The following is a 19,289-nucleotide window of genomic DNA, read 5'->3' as shown; positions in this document are numbered from 1 at the left end:
AATTGTGAAAGGGGAGCTGTAATTTTATGTTATGGCTCTCACTGAAATGTGAATGCTGTCACGCTTCTGGCTGTGTTTTCCCTTAGGTTTCAACGATAACATCCCTTTCTTTTTCTGCTATTAAAGAAAACCAATAATAATGAGTCTTGAGAAAATAAAGTCCTACCTGGTTGCCCTCGCGAAATATGATGGTTCTGACCTTTACTTGAGCACTGGTGCTCCTCCCTGTGCCAAGTTTCAGGGAGTATTAAAACCCTTATCCAAAGAGTCTCTGGCACCCGGTGCCGTACGGGAGATGGCTTATGCGGTTATGGACAAAGAGCAAAAGGCAGAATTTGAAGAAGAGCTGGAAATGAATCTGGCCATGTCTATTCCCAAGGTGGGTCGTTTTCGAATTAATATTTTCTCCCAGCGTAACGAGCTTTCTATCGTTGCCCGAAATATCAAAGCGGAAATTCCAAACTTCGATGATCTGAAACTGCCACCCCAGCTGAAAGATATAATTAATACCAAACGGGGCTTGATCCTGTTTGTGGGTGGAACGGGTTCAGGTAAGTCCACTTCTCTGGCTGCTTTGATCGATCATCGAAACTCCACATCTGGTGGTCATATCATCACCATCGAAGACCCAATCGAGTATGTTCACAAACACAAGAAATCCATTGTGAACCAGCGTGAAGTTGGCGTGGACACTCGCAGTTATAGTGCAGCATTGAAGCAAACCCTTCGTCAGGCACCTGATGTGATTTTGATTGGTGAAATCCGTGATCGGGAAACTATGGAGCATGCTCTGGCCTTTGCAGAAACTGGTCATCTGGCGATCTCTACATTGCATGCCAACAATGCTAACCAGGCTATTGACCGTATTCTGAACTTCTTCCCGGAAGAGCGTCGTCCGCAGTTAATTATGGATCTGGCCATGAACCTGCGGGCTTTTGTTTCTCAACGCCTGGTAAAAACTACTGACGGCAAGCGCGCCGCAGCAGTTGAGATTCTTCTGGGTACAGAAACTATTAAGGAGAAAATCCTTAAGGAAGAGTTTGAGGAGATCAAAGGCATTATGGAAAAGTCGGAAGGTGTGGGAATGCGCACTTTCGACAGTGCTTTGTATCACCTTTACCGGGAAGGACGGATCGACTTTGATGAGGCGATCAAAAATGCCGACGCGCCTAATAACCTGCGTCTGCGGATGAAACTGGCTCAGGATGATATCGGATCTTCAGAATCTGGTGGATTCAGTTTCAGTCTTGAAGAAGGGCCAGAGAAGAAGTCTTCTGGAAAGGCTGTCTTTGATATTGATGACTCAGATGTAGCCTGAAAGCCAAAAGCCACTTCATAGTGGGTAATTCCTAAGTTCTGGCCAAGAGGGATGCTTGTTGGGTGACTACAAGCATTCCTGCCTTCGGCTATTCTTTTGTTAAATTAGATTCTAGAGTCTTAATGTTCTCTCGGGCCATGGAGTGGTTTTATGAGTAGTAACATTGGAACGGTTATCAATCGGATAGCCCAAGGTATAAATAATCATGTATTACGACCTATTGCCAGGCAAATAGGGCGATTAAAGAACTGGTTGATTGCTTTTGTTCCTGGTGCCCGTGGAACAGAAGGTTTACGACCTTCAAAAAAGACTGATCAAAAAGAAACTCCGTTGGTGTATCGGAGCGTTTCTTCATCAGGTCAAACAGATTACCACTTCAATGAAGTCTCAAGCGGAACACGGGAGAGTTCACTCACTGAAACCTCTATATCCTATGAAGGTAATCATTTAGGTGAAAGCGTTCCTGATATAAGAAAAATTTATTTGGATCGTATGGAAAAACAACACGGCAGGGAGGTGCAGTGTGAAGAATGTATTAACTATTGGTTTGGTTTGTTAGGAAAGCCTGTGCCGCAAGGGCTTGCTGAAAAGGTTAGTTACAGAGGTGAATTCCATAGAATATTAGAGAATTTAACATCTTCAGATAAATTCACAGATGATGACAGTCGTATGAAAGTTGCATCATATCTATACAACCTTTTAGAAAGAATGAATGTTGATGTAGATATTCGGGAGGCATGTCTCGATGCATCAACAGGTACCATGCTCTATGAACCGGGTAGCGACGCTGAAGGGGCTATGTTCTATTTGCTTGAACTGGAGGCAGCTGCCGGACTTGTTGAGGCTAAAAGAAAAGGGGGAGAAGAGCTTCTTTTGTTCGGGGAGCAGGTCTATCAAATGCATCTTCTTGATGCTGAGGTTAAACGCTGGAAACAAGCATCGTTAGAGTCTACACAGGATCAGGTTAGTGATCTCCATGCTCTCTTTCATAGCCGGACTCACCTTGCATCGAGGTTTAACTTGCCTATCAGTTGTCAGGAATTGCTGCTCAATAAAAAGCGATTTGATCTTGTGAGTCAAGGTTTTGGAAAAATAGAGGAAGCGGTTAATCGGAAGAGGGCATCTAATGGTGAAGACAGAAAGGTTGATTTCTTGCTCAATTGGTTTCCCTGGAATAAGTATCTAAGGTCGAGTGATTTTATTGCTGTAGAGCGAGAGAGGTTGGATAAAAAGCTCAATGATACCTTGCATGAATCTCCAGAATCCGCCGATTATCGGAAGCGTTTGAGAGATGCTAATGAGGAGCATGAAATTCATATGAATGCTCTATTCACTAATACGACCAAAAAAGTTTTGCGCAAAGTCAGAGGGTGAGATCTAGATGTAGGCTCTTCAAGCACGAGTAACTAGATGTTTACTATATAAAAGTTGAAACCTGAACATAGATCATGAGGCTTCCTTAAACGTCAGCAGTTGTACCAGTTCATCTCTGTTTTCCAGAAGATCTGCCAGCGTGTAGCTTTCAAGCACAGCCACAAAAGCATTCATTGCTTCTATCAGAACACCCTTCAATCGACAGCCGGGCTGTAATCGGCAGTAAGGGCTGTTGCAGTCAATAACCTGCAGGTTGGATTCCATATCCAGTACAACCTTACCAATATTAATCTCAGCAGGGTCCATACCCAGCTCAATGCCGCCGCCTTTTCCCCGAATATTTTTCAGGTAACCCAGTTGGCCAAGGCGCTGAACAATCTTCATTACGTGGCTGCGAGAGATATCGTAGGTGGCGGTTACCTCTGCAACAGACAAACGCTCACCTTCTGGCAGAAGGGCTGCCTGAATCAGGGTACGCAATGCGTAATCGGTATAGCGGGTCAGTTGCATGGTGTCGTGCACCTATTGATTCAAATCAAGTGAATCTTAAAGAGTTGAGGTTTTTTCGACCAGTGGTGGTTTTTACGTATTCGTCATCTGTCGTTTTGGTGTAATCCTAAAGATGCAAAAAAAATGAATCTTTAGCTTTTTAAAAGCTACCTGCCATCCTGATGAGGTCTCAACATGTTCTGCGTACAGTGTGAACAGACAATTCGAACTCCTGCCGGTAACGGTTGCTCCTATGCCCAGGGCATGTGTGGCAAGACATCTGAAACGTCTGATCTGCAGGACGTGCTGATCTACATGCTGCAGGGCGTATCCTGGTATGCTGGTCGTGCCCGTGAGTTTGGCGTTGTTAATGCCGACGTCGATGCATTTGTACCTCGCGCTTTCTTTGCGACCCTCACCAACGTTAACTTCGATAACGATCGCATCATCACTTTCATCCGTGAAGCGAACGCTGCCCGTGATCTTCTGAAAAAGGCTTGCGCAGAGAAAGGTGCTGACCTTTCCGACGCTACCAATGCCGCAAAATTTGAGCTGGCTGAAGATATGGCCGGTATGCTGCTGCAGGCTCCTGAAATGCTGCCTAACCGTGGCCTGGCTGAAGTCGGCGAAGACATTGTTGGCCTGCGCCTGCTGTGCCTGTACGGCCTGAAAGGTGCTGCGGCTTATATGGAGCACGCTCGTGTTCTGGGTCAGCAGAGCGAAAAAATCTACGCTGAATTCCACAAGCACATGTCCTGGCTGGCAACTGATTCCGCTGATATCGGTGCTCTGCTGGAATGCGCCATGGCTATCGGTCAGATGAACTACGGCGTTATGGAAATGCTGGACAAGGGCGAAACTGACGCCTTTGGCCATCCAGAGCCTACTCAGGTTAACGTTAAACCTGTAAAAGGTAAGTGCATTGTTGTGTCCGGTCACGACCTGATCGATCTGGAAGAAATCCTGAAGCAGACCGAAGGCAAGGGCATCAACGTTTACACCAACGGTGAAATGTTGCCAGCTCACGGTTACCCAGAGCTGAAGAAGTACAAGCACCTGGTTGGTAACTACGGTAGCGCATGGCAGAACCAGCAAGCTGAATTTGCCAAGTTCCCTGGCCCAGTTGTGATGACTTCCAACTGCATCATCGATCCTAATGTTGGTAACTACGCTGACCGTATTTACACCCGCAACATTGTTGGCTGGCCTGGCGTTAACCACATTGAAGGTGATGATTTCTCAGCTGTTATTGAGAAAGCGCTGGAAATGCCTGGTTTCGAATACGATGAAATTCCTCACAACATTCTGACTGGCTTTGCCCGTAATGCTTTGATGAATGCTGCTCCTGCGGTTGTTGAAGGTGTGAAGGCTGGTGATATTAAGCACTTCTTCCTGATCGGTGGTTGTGATGGTGATAAGGCTGAGCGTTCTTACTACAAAGAATTTGCTGAGTCTGTTCCCCAGGACAGCCTGATCCTAACTCTGGCTTGCGGTAAGTTTAAGTTCAACAAGCTTGAGTTTGGTGATATCAACGGTATCCCACGTCTGCTTGACGTTGGTCAGTGCAACGATGCCTACTCCGCTATTCAATTGGCCCTCGCTCTGGCTGAGACTTTTGAATGTGGCGTAAATGATCTGCCACTGTCTCTGATCCTGTCCTGGTTTGAGCAGAAAGCGATTGTCATCCTGCTGACTCTGTTGTCCCTCGGCATCAAGAATATCCACGTTGGCCCAACGGCTCCTGCGTTCCTGACAGATAACCTGCTGGGTGTGCTGGTGGATAAGTTTGACCTGAAGTTGACTTCCAATGTTGAGCAGGACCTGAACGCAATCCTGAACGCCGCCTGATTGTTTATGAATTCCTGAATTGGAACACGCCGGGATTGGAAGAACTTTTCCCAATCCCGGCGTGTTAATTCCACTCAGAATTCAAATTTTGAGATATTTCCATGCTGATTTCCGAACCTACCAAAAACGAACCCCTGAACTGGGCGCAGGCTCCGCTCTGGGAAAAAGGGACCGTTGAACTGATTTGCCAGCAGGTAATTCGGGAAACAGCGGATATCTCTACTTTTGTTTTTCAAATGAAAGACAAAACCCGTTTTAACTTTAAGCCCGGCCAGTTTATTACCCTGATGCAGGAGCTGGATGGTGAGATGGTTTACCGTTCTTACACCATCAGCTCTTCTCCTTCCCGCCCTTACACTCTGAACCTGACTATCCAACGTGTTGAAGGTGGCCGTATGTCTGGCTGGCTGTTTGAGCACCTAAAGTCGGGGGCAACTATCAAGGCTACCGGCCCTGATGGTGTGTTTAACATTATCGACAAGCCAGCAACCAAAGTGCTGTTTATGAGCGCAAGCTGTGGCATTACTCCGGTAATGTCTATGTCTCGCTGGTTGCTGGATACCTGTACGGATGCAGATATTCGTTTTATCCACAGCGCACGCAGTGAAGCAGATATTGTTTACCGTCGTGAACTCGAAATGCTGGATGAACAGCATGCCTGTTTTAATCACAGCACTGTTCTGGATGATCGTGATGGCTGGCTGACTCAGGAAATGCTGCAGCAGCTGGTTCCAGATCTGCATTCCCGCACGCTCTATATCTGCGGTTCTCCTGCCTATATTGAAGCTGTGCGCGAAATGGCGAAGAACTCTGGTTTCAATATGGATAACTTTCATCACGAAATCTTTAACGATGCCATGATCAAAGAGATCGCTGATCGTAATGAAGAGTCTGAGGTTTCCGGTGAAGGCTTTGAAGTGGTGCTAGAGAAGTCAGGCGTTGCGGTAACAGTTGATCCGAGCGAGCTGCTTGTAGATACCCTTATGGCTCAGAAAGCACCTGTAGTTGCCGCTTGTCGTGCAGGTGTGTGTGGTGCCTGTAAGGTTCAAATCATTGATGGTGAAGTAGAGAGTGGTAGCCAGATGACTTTGACACCTCAGGAAATTGAGCAGGGTTATGTTCTGTCCTGCTGTTCCCGTCCTAAATCTGATGTGCGAGTAGCTATCTGATAATGACTGGGGAAGCGTATCTTCCCCAGCTTTTCTCTGTTTTGCCTTCCAAATTAAGAAACAGCTTCTTCTTTCTCTTTCACCGTAATCAACATACTTCTTTCGATTGCTGCCATACCGAACTGCGATGGCAGGAAGCGGGCCAGAGAAGAGAGTTTGTTCATAACTCCAGGAATATGTTGTTTCTTTCCTTTCAGTGCCGCATCCACACTGGAGCGAGCCACATCGGTAGATTTCATCATGCCGATATTACCTTTCAGCTCCAGACCTGAGTGATCAATAAACTCAGTGATCACTCCACCGGGGCAGACACAACAGATAGAAATGTTGAGACTTTTCTTTCTGAACTCATAGGACAAAATTTCACTGAACCGCAGTACATAAGCCTTGGTGGCGGAGTAAACCGCATAACGCGGTGTTGCCAGCAGCGCTGCCAGGGATGAAATATTCATAATATGGGCGGGTTTGCCATGTTCTTTGGCTTTGGCGACAAAGGCATGACTCAGAGTCGTTAGAGCTGTGATATTCAGATCAATATCTCGCTGTACATCTTCGGCAGACTGTTTGCCGAAATAGTCCCAATAACCGGTTCCGGCATTGTTAACAAGCATGGATAGAACTCGCCCTTCAGATAGGAAAGTATCAGTGGAGGGCATCAGTTGTTCCAGTTGTGTTCTATCAGTCAGATCACAAGTCAGCACCAGAGACTTAGCCTGATGTTTCTTTTCCAACTCTTCGGCGAGTTCTTCCAAGCGTTCCGTACGCCGTGCTACAAGAATTAAATCATAGCCGCGTTCGGCCAGCTCGCAGGCAATGTCGCGGCCTATGCCGCTGGACGCTCCGGTAATAATGGCGGTGTTTTTCATTGTTATTAGTCTTTATTTGAGTTCTTTTAGGGTCGTAGTGTTTAAGGAACAAGCACAACCTTTCCTTTGTTTTTACGCTGCTCTATATACCGGTGAGCTTCTGCTGCTTGCTCAAAAGTGAAGACCTTATCAACACGAGGACGCGCCCAGCCTTCTTCTATCCCTTTTAATACGTGCTGCATCCAGGACTGTACTTTTTCAGGCTCGTGCCACAGGCGACCCATATTGATACCAAACACGGATTTGTTTTGATGCATCAGGTTTATTGGATGGAAGAAGGGGATCTCTGCAATCAGTTTTAACAAACGCCATTTATTTACCAGACCGCTTCCCGCAACCATGGATATACCAAACATTCCCAGCCTTCCGGTTGCTCTGAGAGCTTTGTAACTCTTACGCCAGGAGTTACCGCCTATAGGATCGATAATCAGCTCAACACCTTTGCCATCGGTTAATCGATCCAGCTCTTTGCTCCAGTCATCGTTGATGTAGTCAATGGCATGATCCAAACCACGTTCTTTTAGAAACTCATGCTTACCAGAACTGGCCGTACCATAAGTGGTGGCTCCAATATGTTTGGCGATATCCAATGCCGCCAGGCCAACACCTCCGCCGACATTGTGAATGAGCACTGAGTCTTCAGGTTGCAGGGCACCGCAAATCACCAGAGCCTGCCAGGCAGTCATAAAGTTAACCGGAACAGCTGCACCTTCTTCGAAACTGATAGATGCTGGCTTTTCAAAAATCTGATTGATTGGCACCACAACCTGACTCGCCTGGCCGTTAAACCGGCTCATGGCAATCACCTCTTTGCCAATCATGCTTTCATCAATACCTGAACCAACCTGATCGATAACTCCACAGACTTCATAACCCACAACACAGGGAAAGGGAGGCGCATCCTGATAAAGCCCCTGACGAGCCAGAATATCGGCAAAGTTAATACCGGCTGCTTTTACATTAATGCGTACTTCGCCCGTTTGTGCGGTGAGGTCAGGGGCGGTTTCAACCTGCAGTACATCCGGTGTACCGGCTTTGGGAATGACAACTTTTTTCATTATTATTTCTATCGTTATTCAGTGTGTTCAGGATTCAGGGAGGCTGTTTAAGGGGCGCCGGACAATCCAGTCCATTAATCGGGTTGATAGGCGATTCAGATAGTAAGCGAACTGGCCATCCCGACCGGGAATTATCAGCCAAGGGTTATTCTTTAGTTTTTTCAACGTCGCTTTAGCAACGTCCTCTGGCTCCATAGGTACCAGTTTTTCTTCGGTTTGAAGAACTGCGGCTGGTTTAAACTGATTCTCAGTCTGCAGACCCGGAGTCTTGGTATTGGGTGGGCATAGCAGGGAAACTTTGATGTTATACGGCTTCAGCTCTGTTCTCAGTGCACGACTAAAGCCTTTTACCGCATATTTACTGGCGCTGTAGCCGGTATAACCAAACAGTGGAATAAAACCGGCAATGGATGATGTATTGATGATGTGTCCACGACCCGCTTTGCGCATATATGGCTCAACGGCTTTGCACACATGGATAGTACCCATCAGGTTCAACTGCAGCATTTGCTGAATATGTGCCGGGTCGCTGTCTGGCAGGTAGTCCGGTCGGCAGAATCCTGCACAGTTAAACACCATCGCCGGGGTGCCGTATTGCTCCACCAGCTCAGCAATCAGGGATTGAGTCGCACTGTAATCACAAATATCAAGGCTGCGGGTTTCTACACAGGCACCAGTCTTTGTTTGAATGCGTTCTCTGGCAGCTTTGAGTTTGTTGGTGCACCGGGAAAGGATAACCACATTTTTGTTATCTGCTGCTAAAGCTTCGGCTATTGCCAGGCCGATACCTTCAGAGCCACCAAATACCAGATTATATTCCATTATTTGTACCATGGTGCCTATTTTGTGGGGATTATCTATTAGGAACGACTCATTAAACAAGCAGTGATGTATATTTCTCTGGAATATGATCCGTACGGTTATCTCTGATAACTATCTTGTAGTGCGTATAGATGAACCTTTATCTCTTTCATTAACCCAAATGGGACGATTATTGAAAGGTAAAGTGCACTATGCAGGTATCACCTTCCGGCTATAGAGGTTTGTTTGATTCATTACCTAAAAGAGGGATGGAACAGGCTGCTCTTGAGCATCAGGTCAAAATGGGCTTTCTTTCCCGAGATCGTTCTGCCTGGGAGAGTACTGATCTTGCCAAGCGTGGTGTACGTTATCTTTCCTGTGACGAGTTAGCGAAACTTTATACCTCAAGCGAGCCTCTTCAGCCGGAAGTTAATGCTGTTTTACAGGAGGTCGCTGAAACTCGTGGATTGGAAGCAGCAATTCAGGCTCTTCACGATACGGTTTACCTTACCGGACATATTGATCGCCACTGGGCGGATCATATAACTCACTATCACCATGAGAGTGAAGCTGGCAAAGCCGTTTTTCATTCCATGATTAATCATGGTCGCAGTCATTACTCCAGAACCTTTAACCAGCCTCCGAGTTACCTTCCTGATGGGGCTAAATGTAAGCTTTGTCCTCAGAATGTTGCGGATAAAAATAACAGTGCTAACAGAAATCTGCGCACTTTCGATATCACGCTCAATGGTGAACGCTATTTTATTCAGCCACCTCCGTACCCTTATGGTGATTGTCATGTCATGTTGATTGAACATGAACACAGGGATATGCATCACGATAAAGAGAGTGTTCTGGCCAATATGCAGTTTCTGGATCAGGCGCCTTCTTTCACTGTTTGCCAGAACTCAGACATTCTTGGTGCCGGTGCCACAATACCGGGGCATCATCATGTGCCGGTCATGCGCAATTTCAAACCTCCGGTTATGCAGGCCGAAGCCCTGCCAGAATTCTATCGACGCTGTAACGGTGTAGAGCTTGATGTGCTGGACTACCCGTTCACAACTATCAGGGTTTCTTCAACGAATAAAAATAATATGGCGGAGACTGTTGAAACCTTGATCAGTAATTGGAAAAGCAGTGAAAAACCAAGAGAGAAAAGACAACGCACAGCCAATTACGTAATGCGTAAAGAAGGTAATGGCTACTGTGCCTGGGTGTTTCTAAGGGATGTAGGTCGCCAGACCACCAAGGAGTTTGTAGAGATTAAACCTGAGTATTGCGGTTATATTGATGTGTCTGGCTACCTGCTCTTATCAGATAAAAAAGAGGAAGAAGAGCAGGAGGTTATGTTAAAAACTCTTGTGGATAACGGCGCCATGACACGGATTGTCAGAGAAGGGTTAGAGTCTCTTAGTCCTCTGAGCAGGAAAGCTCCGGATGCCATTAAATGGCATCTGAACCAGCTTATGTATTCCCGCTAAATCAAAGATATCTTACGCATGTGATGCAGACACACGACGATTATCTGCCCACTGTTGTAAAGCCATTCCGGTAAGAATAAGAGCCATACCTGGCCATACTGAGGGATGTATAACTTCTCCCAGTACTGTGCTGATCAGAAAGATAGACAACACAGGCGACATAAACATAAGGCTGGAAACCCGTGAGGTATGGGTGGCGGTTCTCAGTGCTTTCAGCCAAAGCATGGAAGTTATGCCCATTTCAAACAAACCAACGTAAACAACGCCGCCAAATCCTGACCAGGTTATAGTTGGCCAGCTTCCGTAAATCAGGTTCAATATCAACAACAGTGGCAAGCCACATAAGGTGCCACACAGTAAGCTGACGACTGGATCTTCTTTGTTTCCAGTATTCAGAATCCAGTAAAGGCACCAGAAAACTGCAGACAACAACACTAGCCCAAGCCCAGCTAAATTGACTGAGCCAAGGCCGTTCAGGTTTCCCTGCGTTGCAATAATGGTTACGCCTGCATACCCCAGTAAACATCCTGCAAGTTGCCAGCGGGTAAGCTCTTGCTTCAATAGAGGCGCTGCCAGTAAGGGCAACAGTACTGCCCAGCTGTAATTTACCGGGGCAGCAATCTGGGCTGGCAAAAGGTCATAACCGGCAAAGAGTGACAGGTAATAAGCTGTGGGGTTAAGGGCACCAAGAGCCAGGTAAAACAATGGTTTCTGCTTAAGTGCCGAAATAGTCGCCCTAAGGTTATTGCCCAGATAAACACTGACAAACAGAGTTATTGCGGAAACAAGGCTGGCACCCGTGACCAGTTGCAGTGGTGTAACTTCCTTCAGTGCCAGCTTGAACGCTGTAGCAACGGTTGACCATAGGAGAACTGTGGCAAGGCCGTAGAAAAGAGCTAATTTTTGATTCTTCATAAATAAAAATGCTGAATGGTAAAGCGAACAGCTGTTGTCGTGTATTTATACCCTGTTCTGTTTCTCTGGATAATGTCGGAAAACATCAAAATAACCATATAGCTACGAGTGTTGGTATTGAAAAAATACAGCCTGAGAGCAGGTTATTTGAATAGTTAATGTTATCGCTAAAAAACTATCCATTTTTCCAATGGGGTTGATTTTTTTGTTCTAAATATAAACAAGTTCATTCTGACAATAATGATGTTTCGCCCTTTCTGAGCTAAGGCAATTTCTATACTAGCTGCCCGGATTGCAACGTCAGGAAGGGATTATGAAGTGCGCTTATCAGTATGACCTGGTAAAAACCAGATTACCTTCATATCTGCTATCCATTGCAATTTCCTTAATGTTTTTTTCATCTCAGATAAAGGCTGGCTGGCCAGATAAATATCACGCAGGTATCAATCAGATTACCCGTCAACTTCTGCAGAGTAAGGGGGCATATCACTGGATTGACTGGTCTCTGGTTGTTGAAGTCAAAAATCCGAGATGGCAACCAGGGTCCGATGAAGGAAAATATATTGTTGAAACTCTGGATCTTCCTGTGGATTTGAGTGCGTACGATACTGATAGAAAAATAAAAAGGCACTTAGATAGTTTGGAGGCTTCTTTTAATGATGGCGGCCTGCCTTACTCCTGGCTGTATATCGCAATCCTGGCAGGTGTTAATGAGGTGGGCAGCGAGACACCACAGGGGCATCAATACCTTGTATATGAAGTGCAAAGCCGCTTGAAAGCAATGCACCCAGGGATTCGTGAAGGCATGGCTGCGGAGGGAATGCCGGCTAGCAACTTTTTTGATGTTCAGCCGTTTAAGAATTCGATAACAGCAAGTTTTTTAAGGTCTATTCAATGGTCTATAGAAAAGCATCACTTACTGATGAAAGCTTGTGAAGAAAAGCAAATGGAGTTGCTTGAGATAGATCTGAGCGACTATATACCAAGCCTACGGTCGGCTAACCTACTCACAGGGGACGAAAGAGCTGAATTTAACAGGCTTGTGACAAAAAAAGACAGAGGGCGTTTCATTATTGGGAAACTTAAAAAAGCAGGTCCGGGAGGTTTTCTGATTCTGATTCAGGCTATTTCTAAGAGGGCAGACAGGAATAGAGCCCATAAGATACTTGAACACCTTTCGACATTCGCGCCTTGGCTGCTGGCTGAGTTGAGCCATCATATAAAATTGCCTCCCCGCATGCAGGGGATGATTGCCTCTCAGGCAAGTCTGCCGACTCCTACAGATGCGCGGCACATGGCGCACTCACAGGATACTTATCATCCTCAGCCTGTAATGGCTACAGGCGCCATTGTCGGCGAAGGGCATCGCTTTCGCGCGTCTTGCATGGCGCATGAAGATCAAATTATCCGGGAACCTTTGCATATGACAATGATGCATCTTCTTAGTAATGGATGGCTGACAAGAGGTGATGTAGAACAAGTACAGGCACAGGTTTCAGGAATTAATAAAAGCAGCAAGCTGTTAGAAATTTTAAGAACAAGGGATGATGGCGCGTGGAGCACTCTTAAAGCTGCTTGTCGGGCCAATCCTGATCTTCGAAAGGTGATTTCCCTGACCTCTGGCAGTAGTAATGCTGCAGAAAGTTTTCCCGCATATGTGGTGCAGCCTCCAGCTGGTCGAGAGACTTCAAGTTGGCCAGAAGGTGGATCTGGCAGGCATGGCGCCATGGCTGTCGCAGCAACTGGAGTTCATAATCAAACGTTGATTCACGAGCTTCTGCAACACCAAGAGAAGAGTCGAGAGTCTCACGAGCGAATGGCTCGTGAGATAACTGACTTAAGAAGAGAGATGGCAGCACTGACTGTTGGCCAAGGGGCTCAGATGAGTCACACGCAAGTTCAAGCTGAGCGTGAAGATTTGCAACGAAAGATAGAGTTTCTTCAGCGAGAAAAGCGGACTGAGGAGACTCGCAGAAAGCATCAGGTTGGACAACTGCAAGGGGAACTCGTTAGTCTCCAGAGCCAGGTTCAAGGGTTTAGAGATGCTTTCACTTGTCCTGTATGCCTTGATCCAATGATAAAAAAATTTACAACACCTTGTGGCCACCTCTTTTGTGAAACCTGTCTGGGCGGTGTGATTGATACTAACCCTGTATGCCCGAAATGCCGTGACCCATTAGCCTCCAAAGAAGATTGCACCGAGATATTTCTTCCTGTACCACTGGATATGGGGAGCTATAAATAATGGGCAGCTGGCCGTTGCGCCAGCGTGTTAGCAGCCCTGACATTCCTATTGATCTTTGCAACGGATCCCGCCTGATAACCTCTAAAACAGTTTATGGTACACGGTGCACTTTATGGCAATGTCAGTTACACCTGCTCAAAAAGAAGTTTTGACTGCTTCTTTACTGAGCCAGCAGGATTCCCCTGAAGGGCAGTTTGTACGATATAACGTGACCTTAAAAGAAGGGTTCGAAGCTGGCTTAATGCTGCGTAAGGATCAGACTGGCCGTGTTTATCCCCCAGCTTTTTGCCTTTTGTCGAGTTTCCGAACATCAACAGCTGAAGATGCCAATGATCTGAATAAAATTGATGAGATGAAGATTGTTCCATTCGATCTCCCTTCAGGGCGAAAGGGCAATACCGCTCTTTGGTTTAAAAAACTGGGACGTTTCTCTCTGATTACGTTCTGTGTTGCCGAGGAAAATTTTAATAATCTTGCAAACGGTATTGCCGTGAAAATTCCGCATTATGACGGCAAGCAGTCGGGTGGTTATCAGCTGGCCTGTGAAGGTGTTCAGGCAGAAGTCAGTTTATTAAAAACTCTGAGGCATCCTAATCTGATAGAAATGCTTGGTTATCTCCATCCCGGTGAGATGGCAACCTGCCCACTTCTCATCATGCCCTGTTATGAAGGTAACCTTGAACAAAAACTACCTATAAGAGGTTCTAAAGCACAAACGGCTTTGTGTCTGGACTTAATGAAAGGACTCGATTATTTGCATGGGCAGAAGTGTTGCCATCGAGATATCAAGTTAGAGAACTGTTTGGTTGGCTTTGATGATATCTTGCGGCTCTGTGATATTGCAGCAGTGCGAAAGGTGAATGATGACGGCTGCTACCTGAGTGGAAGTGAGGCTGGATCTAAAGGCTATTGGCCCGATGAAACTAGAGTGTGTAACGCTGAAAATAAAAGAGTGTACGGCTCAAAGGGTGATGTTTTTTCTGGAGCTGTTGTCATGCTTAGAGTAACGGACTTGAGCTCTACCCCATTTGCTTTTGTAGGCGAGGGTGAAAAGATTTGCTGGCTCTCTGCTTCTGAATTTTTGAATAAAGGAGCAACAGAACTCGCGAAGGTATGGCCTGAAGCATTGAAGGCAGTAAAGAAAACAGAACAACAGTGGCTGACAAGCGAATCAGGCAGTACGCCAGATATGATCCAGGCAGTGGCAGATAAACGGCAGAAGATGGGGCTGATTATTGCGGCATGTTTGAGACCCGACTTTACCCATCGGCCTTCTGCGGGAGAGGTTGTTAACTGTCTTAAGCTCGTTTGAGATTTGTTTAAAAAGTTAAGAGAAATAAAAAAGGGGCTGCATTGTGCAGCCCCTTTCTCTATACGAAAAGGATTACGGAGTACGGTACAGGTTACGTGTATACACCGTGTTCTGCGGGTTATGCATTGGATAACCACCAACAGTTGCATCTTTCAGGATAACGTTGGCAGGGTGGAACACTGGTAGTACAGGCATATCTTCAGCCAGAATCTTCTCAGCCTGAGAGTACATGTTGTTGCGAGCTTCATCTGTTGGAGCCAGCTTGGCTTCGCTTACCAGACGATCGTATTCCGTGTTGGAGTAACGGCTGTCGTTAGAACCGTGATCAGTAGTCAGTACGTCCAGCATAGTGGAGGCTTCGTTGTAATCTGCCAGCCATGTGTAACGCATAACTTCGAAATCGCCCTGGCGCTTGGTGTCCAGAAGAGTTTTCCATTCTTGGTTCTTCAGAGTGGTTTCTACACCGATCTTTTTCCACATCTGCGCCATAACAACAGCCTGGCGCTTATTGCCATCGTTGGTGTTATACAGCAGCTCAACCTTTAATGGGTTGCTCTTGTCGTAGCCCGCTTCGGCCAGCAGCTCACGAGCTTTCTGGTCACGTTCTTTCTGGCTCCATTGGGAGTAATCAACGGTTGGTGGAGTAAAGCCATAAACAACTTCTGGGGTAAAGGTGTAGGCGTTTGTCTGACCCTGACCCAATACCTTTTCGGTGATGGCAGAACGATCTGTTGCGTAGGATAAAGCCTTACGTACACGCGCGTCGTCGTAAGGTTTAACAGTGGTATTGAACACGTAGTAGAACGTGGCAATGGAAGGCGTGCGAATGATCTCATCAGGGCGCTGCTTAGACAGTGCCTTAAAGTGTTCTACAGGAATACCTTTGGTCACCTGGATATCACCAGCTTTGTAGCGGCTTAGTTCAGGGTTACCACTAATAGGCAGGAAGTTAACGGTATTAATAACGGTTTCTTTGTCATTCCAGTAACTGGTGTTGCGCTCCAGAGTTACACGCTCATTCACAACCCAGTCTTTCAGTTTGTAAGCGCCGTTAGTCACAATATTCTGTGGCTGAGTCCAGTTCTTACCGTACTTCTCAATGCTGGGAGTATGAACGGGAGACATGGTTGATAAGGTGAGCATATTCAGGAAGTAGGGCAGGGACTGCTCAAGAGAAACTTCCAGAGTTTTCTCATCCAGTGCCTTTACACCTAAAGCTTCGGGAGCTGCTTTGCCGTTGATGATGTCGTTGGCATTGCTGATCATGGTCATCTCAACATACCAGGCGTATGGAGAGCCTGTTGCCGGATCAACCAGACGTTTCCAGCTGTTTACGAAATCCTGAGCAGTTACCTTGTCGCCGTTGGACCAGAAGGCATCGTCACGAATCTTAAAAGTGAAGGTTTTGTAGTCATCGGAAATCTCCCAGGATTCCGCCTGACCAGGAACAACACCGCCATTTTCATCCTGCACCACCAGACCTTCGAACATATCACGCTGGATACGGAAATCTTCAACGGTTTCACTCAACTGGGGGTCCAGAGATGCAGGCTCAGAACCATTGCCAATAGTGATTGCCTGGCTTGCTGCCAATTCAACGCCCGTTGGAACAGTAGCCGCTGATGCGGTGAAAGACATGCTCAGAGCTGCAGCGATAGCAGCAGGTAACAGAAGCTTGCGCCCGTTGATCATTCTCTGTTTTCCCCAATAGTATTCGTTAGTCAGACCGTTGGAATGACACTGGTTCTCGTTAAGGGTTGGGGAAAGTCTGCATGATCTTGTTCTGCTGAAAACTGCCGGAGATCAACGATTTTTGTGAGTTAAAAGTAAGGTTGTGGCAAGGCGGTCAGTCAATTGCAAAGAAATGGTCAGAAAATCAACAAAAATGACTGTGTATTCTGGCGAAGTGTGGGTTTGTCGAGACTTGTGCATCAGTTAGTGGCGGCACAAATCTTGAACAAAATTTATCAAGCCAGAGCTTTTTGAATCAGTTTTAAAGCTTCTTCCGGCAGGTTCAAAGTCAAAGCGGTTTGTTGCGCTTTTTCAGACATTTTTGCCCAGGTTTTCTGAACGATGCTGATGATCTTCTCTTCGGAATGTTTGGTTGCAAAAGGTAAGAAACCGGTTTCAATAAATACTAGGCAGGCGCAGTCTTCTAATGCCTGCGCTTCTTCGTTTCTTTTGATGCCTTGTTTGCGAATTATTGCTGCGGTGCGATCACAGCTTTCGGAGTCGTACCCCTGCTCACTCATCACCTCTACGGCTTTATCCGCATGCAGTTTGCCTAAGGCTGTGCGCCACTTCAGGTATCCGGTTCTGTCCATAGGAAAGTCGGAGCGGGGAATCTCCCAACGGCAAAGGTGTTGGCTGCGAACAGCAATGATCAGTTCTTCAGAGGCTTCAGGATATAAAGCTTCCTGCCAGCGACTGCAGTTTTCTGCGTAAATCAGTTCTTCAGCCTTACCATCGACCTGCTTTGGATCCTGGGCGTGGAGAGCATCTATGGACTGGATAGTTTTTTGAAGTCGAGACATGGCTGATACTCTATTTGTTTTTGGTGTGAGGCGGTTTTACATCGTTTGTCTATAAATATCTAGAGTCGTGCATTCCAGATAGGTGTGATGGGGCTTTTGGATTTTGAGTCATTATTTTGCTGCAGAATAGTTCCTTGCCCCTGTAGCATCAGAATAACAGCGCCGTCTATCAGGCTATTACAAATATCGTGCGCTGTTCCATTGTCGTTAATCATGGATGTTGTGTGCAAAGCACTGGTTTGTCCTTCTTTTAGGAGTGTACCCAGTGAGTCTCCAGTTAACAGATCCTGCCGGTAGATATCTTTCTTTAAGGCACTGATAGCTTCAGCAATATCTTCTTTATTTTCCAGAGATAAGGATCGTATACGGCGGAGGGTGGTCACTATCCGGCTTCGCAGCAACCAATAATGCTTTCGAACCGGAGGAGTGTCGGTGCGTATATGTTTACGCAAGCTTTTCTGTAATAGCCGAAGATGCTTGATTGCCGAAGTAAAGTTGTCGCAGGCGGTTCTTATGGCAAGAATGCTGGCTTTTTGGTCTGGGCCAATTTTAGGTTCCAGCTGATCGCAAAAACGACAGATATCGTCATGAATGCCACGCACCTGAAGTTTGTAAAGCTTTCCCACTCGCCAGTTGGGCCAGGGAGGCACAGACTCTGGCAATGGGGCTTCATCATCCGGATGCAGAAGATCATCACCTATGTACAGCCCAAAACCAATGAGTGCCACGGTGCGGCGATAAAGTCGGCTGGTTTCATTTTGCAAAGCAATCAAGGCGGCATCCGGGTGTTCCAGTGCGGCAGGTACAAGTAATTTGGCTTTAGCGGGCTCTTTGCAGGGTAGAGGAATATCTAGATCAGTATTCTCCGCGTTATCATTGAAAAGCTTGCCAAGAACCTTTGCCAACGGGCTGAGAAAAGGAAGAACCAGTATTGCCCCAACAATGTTGAACAGGCTGTGAAATAGCGCTAACTGCAGCATGGGGGAATCGCTGATTCCCATAATGTCAGAAAACTGGAGCAATAGGCTTTGCCACATCGGCAGAGTTGGCAGAATGACCAGCATGGCTACCAGTTTGAAAATAACATTTCCCAGAGCAAGCCGACGGCCATTACTGCTGGCACTGATGGCTGCCAAGGCAGCTGTTGCGGTAGTGCCAATGTTTGTGCCAATACACAGAGCTAGAGATTGTTCGAAGTTAATCAGTCCGTTGGCCATGGCGGCAATAACCAGAACCAGCAAAGCATGGCTGGACTGCATAAGCACAGTCAGCAGCATGCCCACCATAACCCCACCTAAAAGACCATAATTTGTGGTCAGTAGGGAGAGATCCCCGGTATCTGCCATACCTTCACGAATGTAATGGATACCAAGAAAGAGGAAGCCGATCCCAAGCAGAACGTAGCCAGTACCTTTGGAGCGATGGCTGTTTTGCAGTTGTAACAGAGTGCCCATCACCAGAAGTGGCATAGCGTAGTGACTGATTGCCACCTTCATACCAAAGGCAGCCATTAACCAAGTACCTACCGTTGAGCCCAAACCGGCACCAGCGACAAGGGCAATACCGGCGCTGAGACTCACCAGACCGGTGCTGACAAAAGAAACGGTAATCACTGAACTCAGGGAGCTGGATTGGAGAATGCTGGTAGAGAGTGTCCCAGTGAGATAGCTGCTCCAGCGGTTTTTGGTTGTTCTGGATAAAATGGATGACAGCAGGCCACCACTGGCCTGACGAAAACCCTGCTCCAGACAGAGCATGCCAAACAGAAACATGGATATGCCCGCGATAATGGTCAGGACATCCGGGTGGAACAGAAAACTGAAAATAAGCAGCAGTGTGATTGCTGAAAATAAAATCCGGCGAAACATGAAGAGAA

The 19,289-nt window shown here is 46.6% G+C and carries 15 protein-coding genes; 7 read left to right on the top strand and 8 right to left on the bottom strand.

Features of this window, described 5'->3' with window-relative positions; genetic code table 11:
• Positions 1-139: 139 nt before the first annotated feature.
• The gene (locus ACY2RR_RS01490) at positions 140-1,318 is read left to right on the top strand and encodes a PilT/PilU family type 4a pilus ATPase (protein WP_490106361.1); all 1,179 of its coding nucleotides are present in this window, start codon (positions 140-142) and stop codon (positions 1,316-1,318) included.
• Positions 1,319-1,468: 150 nt separating this feature from the next.
• Positions 1,469-2,692 carry an NEL-type E3 ubiquitin ligase domain-containing protein gene (locus ACY2RR_RS01485; RefSeq protein WP_490106360.1) on the top strand — a complete coding sequence of 408 codons (1,224 nt, stop codon included), beginning with the start codon at positions 1,469-1,471 and terminating at the stop codon, positions 2,690-2,692.
• 72 nt (positions 2,693-2,764) lie between these two features.
• On the opposite strand, the gene ACY2RR_RS01480 is transcribed toward ACY2RR_RS01485, so the two are convergent.
• Positions 2,765-3,202 (bottom strand): Rrf2 family transcriptional regulator, encoded by a 438-nt coding sequence (locus ACY2RR_RS01480; RefSeq protein ID WP_490106359.1) that lies wholly within the window; start codon positions 3,200-3,202, stop codon positions 2,765-2,767.
• A gap of 174 nt (positions 3,203-3,376) precedes the next feature.
• On the opposite strand from ACY2RR_RS01480, the gene hcp reads away from it, so the two are divergent.
• A complete protein-coding gene (hcp, locus tag ACY2RR_RS01475) occupies positions 3,377-5,029 on the top strand; it encodes a hydroxylamine reductase (protein ID WP_490106358.1) in 1,653 nt (550 codons plus the stop codon).
• A 101-nt stretch (positions 5,030-5,130) separates the two neighbouring features.
• On the top strand, positions 5,131-6,198 hold the full coding sequence (locus ACY2RR_RS01470) for an FAD-binding oxidoreductase (protein ID WP_490106357.1): 1,068 nt from the start codon (positions 5,131-5,133) through the stop codon (positions 6,196-6,198).
• Between the two features lie 53 nt (positions 6,199-6,251).
• Here ACY2RR_RS01470 and ACY2RR_RS01465 read toward each other — a convergent pair whose 3' ends face one another.
• Genes ACY2RR_RS01465 through ACY2RR_RS01455 form a run of 3 tightly spaced genes read right to left on the bottom strand, consistent with a single transcriptional unit; the run spans position 6,252 to position 8,944 of the window.
• The gene (locus tag ACY2RR_RS01465; RefSeq protein WP_490106356.1) at positions 6,252-7,064 is read right to left on the bottom strand and encodes an SDR family NAD(P)-dependent oxidoreductase; all 813 of its coding nucleotides are present in this window, start codon (positions 7,062-7,064) and stop codon (positions 6,252-6,254) included.
• A gap of 41 nt (positions 7,065-7,105) precedes the next feature.
• Entirely contained in the window at positions 7,106-8,122 is a 1,017-nt protein-coding gene (locus ACY2RR_RS01460) for a zinc-binding dehydrogenase (RefSeq protein ID WP_490106355.1), read from the bottom strand.
• Between the two features lie 27 nt (positions 8,123-8,149).
• Positions 8,150-8,944 carry an SDR family oxidoreductase gene (locus ACY2RR_RS01455; protein ID WP_490106354.1) on the bottom strand — a complete coding sequence of 265 codons (795 nt, stop codon included), beginning with the start codon at positions 8,942-8,944 and terminating at the stop codon, positions 8,150-8,152.
• Between the two features lie 191 nt (positions 8,945-9,135).
• Here ACY2RR_RS01455 and ACY2RR_RS01450 point away from each other — a divergent pair, with 191 nt between their 5' ends.
• Positions 9,136-10,407, top strand: coding sequence for a hypothetical protein (locus tag ACY2RR_RS01450; protein WP_490106353.1), 1,272 nt, complete (start codon positions 9,136-9,138; stop codon positions 10,405-10,407).
• 12 nt (positions 10,408-10,419) lie between these two features.
• Here ACY2RR_RS01450 and ACY2RR_RS01445 read toward each other — a convergent pair whose 3' ends face one another.
• The gene (locus ACY2RR_RS01445) at positions 10,420-11,322 is read right to left on the bottom strand and encodes a DMT family transporter (protein ID WP_490106352.1); all 903 of its coding nucleotides are present in this window, start codon (positions 11,320-11,322) and stop codon (positions 10,420-10,422) included.
• Between the two features lie 292 nt (positions 11,323-11,614).
• On the opposite strand from ACY2RR_RS01445, the gene ACY2RR_RS01440 reads away from it, so the two are divergent.
• Together ACY2RR_RS01440 and ACY2RR_RS01435 are read left to right on the top strand one after the other, a co-directional pair.
• Positions 11,615-13,567 (top strand): RING finger domain-containing protein, encoded by a 1,953-nt coding sequence (locus ACY2RR_RS01440; protein ID WP_490106351.1) that lies wholly within the window; start codon positions 11,615-11,617, stop codon positions 13,565-13,567.
• 112 nt (positions 13,568-13,679) lie between these two features.
• Positions 13,680-14,879 carry a protein kinase family protein gene (locus ACY2RR_RS01435; protein ID WP_490106350.1) on the top strand — a complete coding sequence of 400 codons (1,200 nt, stop codon included), beginning with the start codon at positions 13,680-13,682 and terminating at the stop codon, positions 14,877-14,879.
• 72 nt (positions 14,880-14,951) lie between these two features.
• Here the strand turns inward: ACY2RR_RS01435 and ACY2RR_RS01430 are convergent, their stop codons facing one another.
• The 3 genes from ACY2RR_RS01430 to ACY2RR_RS01420 form a co-directional block, all read right to left on the bottom strand.
• Positions 14,952-16,571: a peptide ABC transporter substrate-binding protein gene (locus ACY2RR_RS01430; RefSeq protein WP_490106349.1), complete on the bottom strand. Its 1,620-nt coding sequence runs from the start codon at positions 16,569-16,571 to the stop codon at positions 14,952-14,954.
• Positions 16,572-16,846: 275 nt separating this feature from the next.
• Complete coding sequence (locus tag ACY2RR_RS01425; RefSeq protein WP_490106348.1) at positions 16,847-17,413, bottom strand: DUF4202 domain-containing protein; 567 nt, start codon at positions 17,411-17,413, stop codon at positions 16,847-16,849.
• 59 nt (positions 17,414-17,472) lie between these two features.
• On the bottom strand, positions 17,473-19,281 hold the full coding sequence (locus tag ACY2RR_RS01420) for a Na/Pi cotransporter family protein (RefSeq protein WP_490106347.1): 1,809 nt from the start codon (positions 19,279-19,281) through the stop codon (positions 17,473-17,475).
• Positions 19,282-19,289 lie beyond the last annotated feature (8 nt).

Source organism: Parendozoicomonas sp. 2304DJ65-17 (genome assembly GCF_058148445.1).
This window is presented reverse-complemented; position numbering and strand designations above follow the sequence as displayed.

What these genes read in the sequence shown, in the direction of transcription:
- ACY2RR_RS01430 (WP_490106349.1), bottom strand. Translation starts at nt 16,571, where the DNA reads ATGATCAACGGGCGCAAGCTTCTGTTACCTGCTGCTATCGCTGCAGCT.
- ACY2RR_RS01460 (WP_490106355.1), bottom strand. Translation starts at nt 8,122, where the DNA reads ATGAAAAAAGTTGTCATTCCCAAAGCCGGTACACCGGATGTACTGCAG.
- ACY2RR_RS01470 (WP_490106357.1), top strand. Translation starts at nt 5,131, where the DNA reads ATGCTGATTTCCGAACCTACCAAAAACGAACCCCTGAACTGGGCGCAG.
- ACY2RR_RS01465 (WP_490106356.1), bottom strand. Translation starts at nt 7,064, where the DNA reads ATGAAAAACACCGCCATTATTACCGGAGCGTCCAGCGGCATAGGCCGC.
- ACY2RR_RS01490 (WP_490106361.1), top strand. Translation starts at nt 140, where the DNA reads ATGAGTCTTGAGAAAATAAAGTCCTACCTGGTTGCCCTCGCGAAATAT.
- ACY2RR_RS01450 (WP_490106353.1), top strand. Translation starts at nt 9,136, where the DNA reads ATGCAGGTATCACCTTCCGGCTATAGAGGTTTGTTTGATTCATTACCT.
- ACY2RR_RS01435 (WP_490106350.1), top strand. Translation starts at nt 13,680, where the DNA reads ATGGCAATGTCAGTTACACCTGCTCAAAAAGAAGTTTTGACTGCTTCT.
- ACY2RR_RS01420 (WP_490106347.1), bottom strand. Translation starts at nt 19,281, where the DNA reads ATGTTTCGCCGGATTTTATTTTCAGCAATCACACTGCTGCTTATTTTC.
- ACY2RR_RS01425 (WP_490106348.1), bottom strand. Translation starts at nt 17,413, where the DNA reads ATGTCTCGACTTCAAAAAACTATCCAGTCCATAGATGCTCTCCACGCC.
- ACY2RR_RS01480 (WP_490106359.1), bottom strand. Translation starts at nt 3,202, where the DNA reads ATGCAACTGACCCGCTATACCGATTACGCATTGCGTACCCTGATTCAG.
- ACY2RR_RS01485 (WP_490106360.1), top strand. Translation starts at nt 1,469, where the DNA reads ATGAGTAGTAACATTGGAACGGTTATCAATCGGATAGCCCAAGGTATA.
- ACY2RR_RS01455 (WP_490106354.1), bottom strand. Translation starts at nt 8,944, where the DNA reads ATGGAATATAATCTGGTATTTGGTGGCTCTGAAGGTATCGGCCTGGCA.
- ACY2RR_RS01445 (WP_490106352.1), bottom strand. Translation starts at nt 11,322, where the DNA reads ATGAAGAATCAAAAATTAGCTCTTTTCTACGGCCTTGCCACAGTTCTC.
- hcp (WP_490106358.1), top strand. Translation starts at nt 3,377, where the DNA reads ATGTTCTGCGTACAGTGTGAACAGACAATTCGAACTCCTGCCGGTAAC.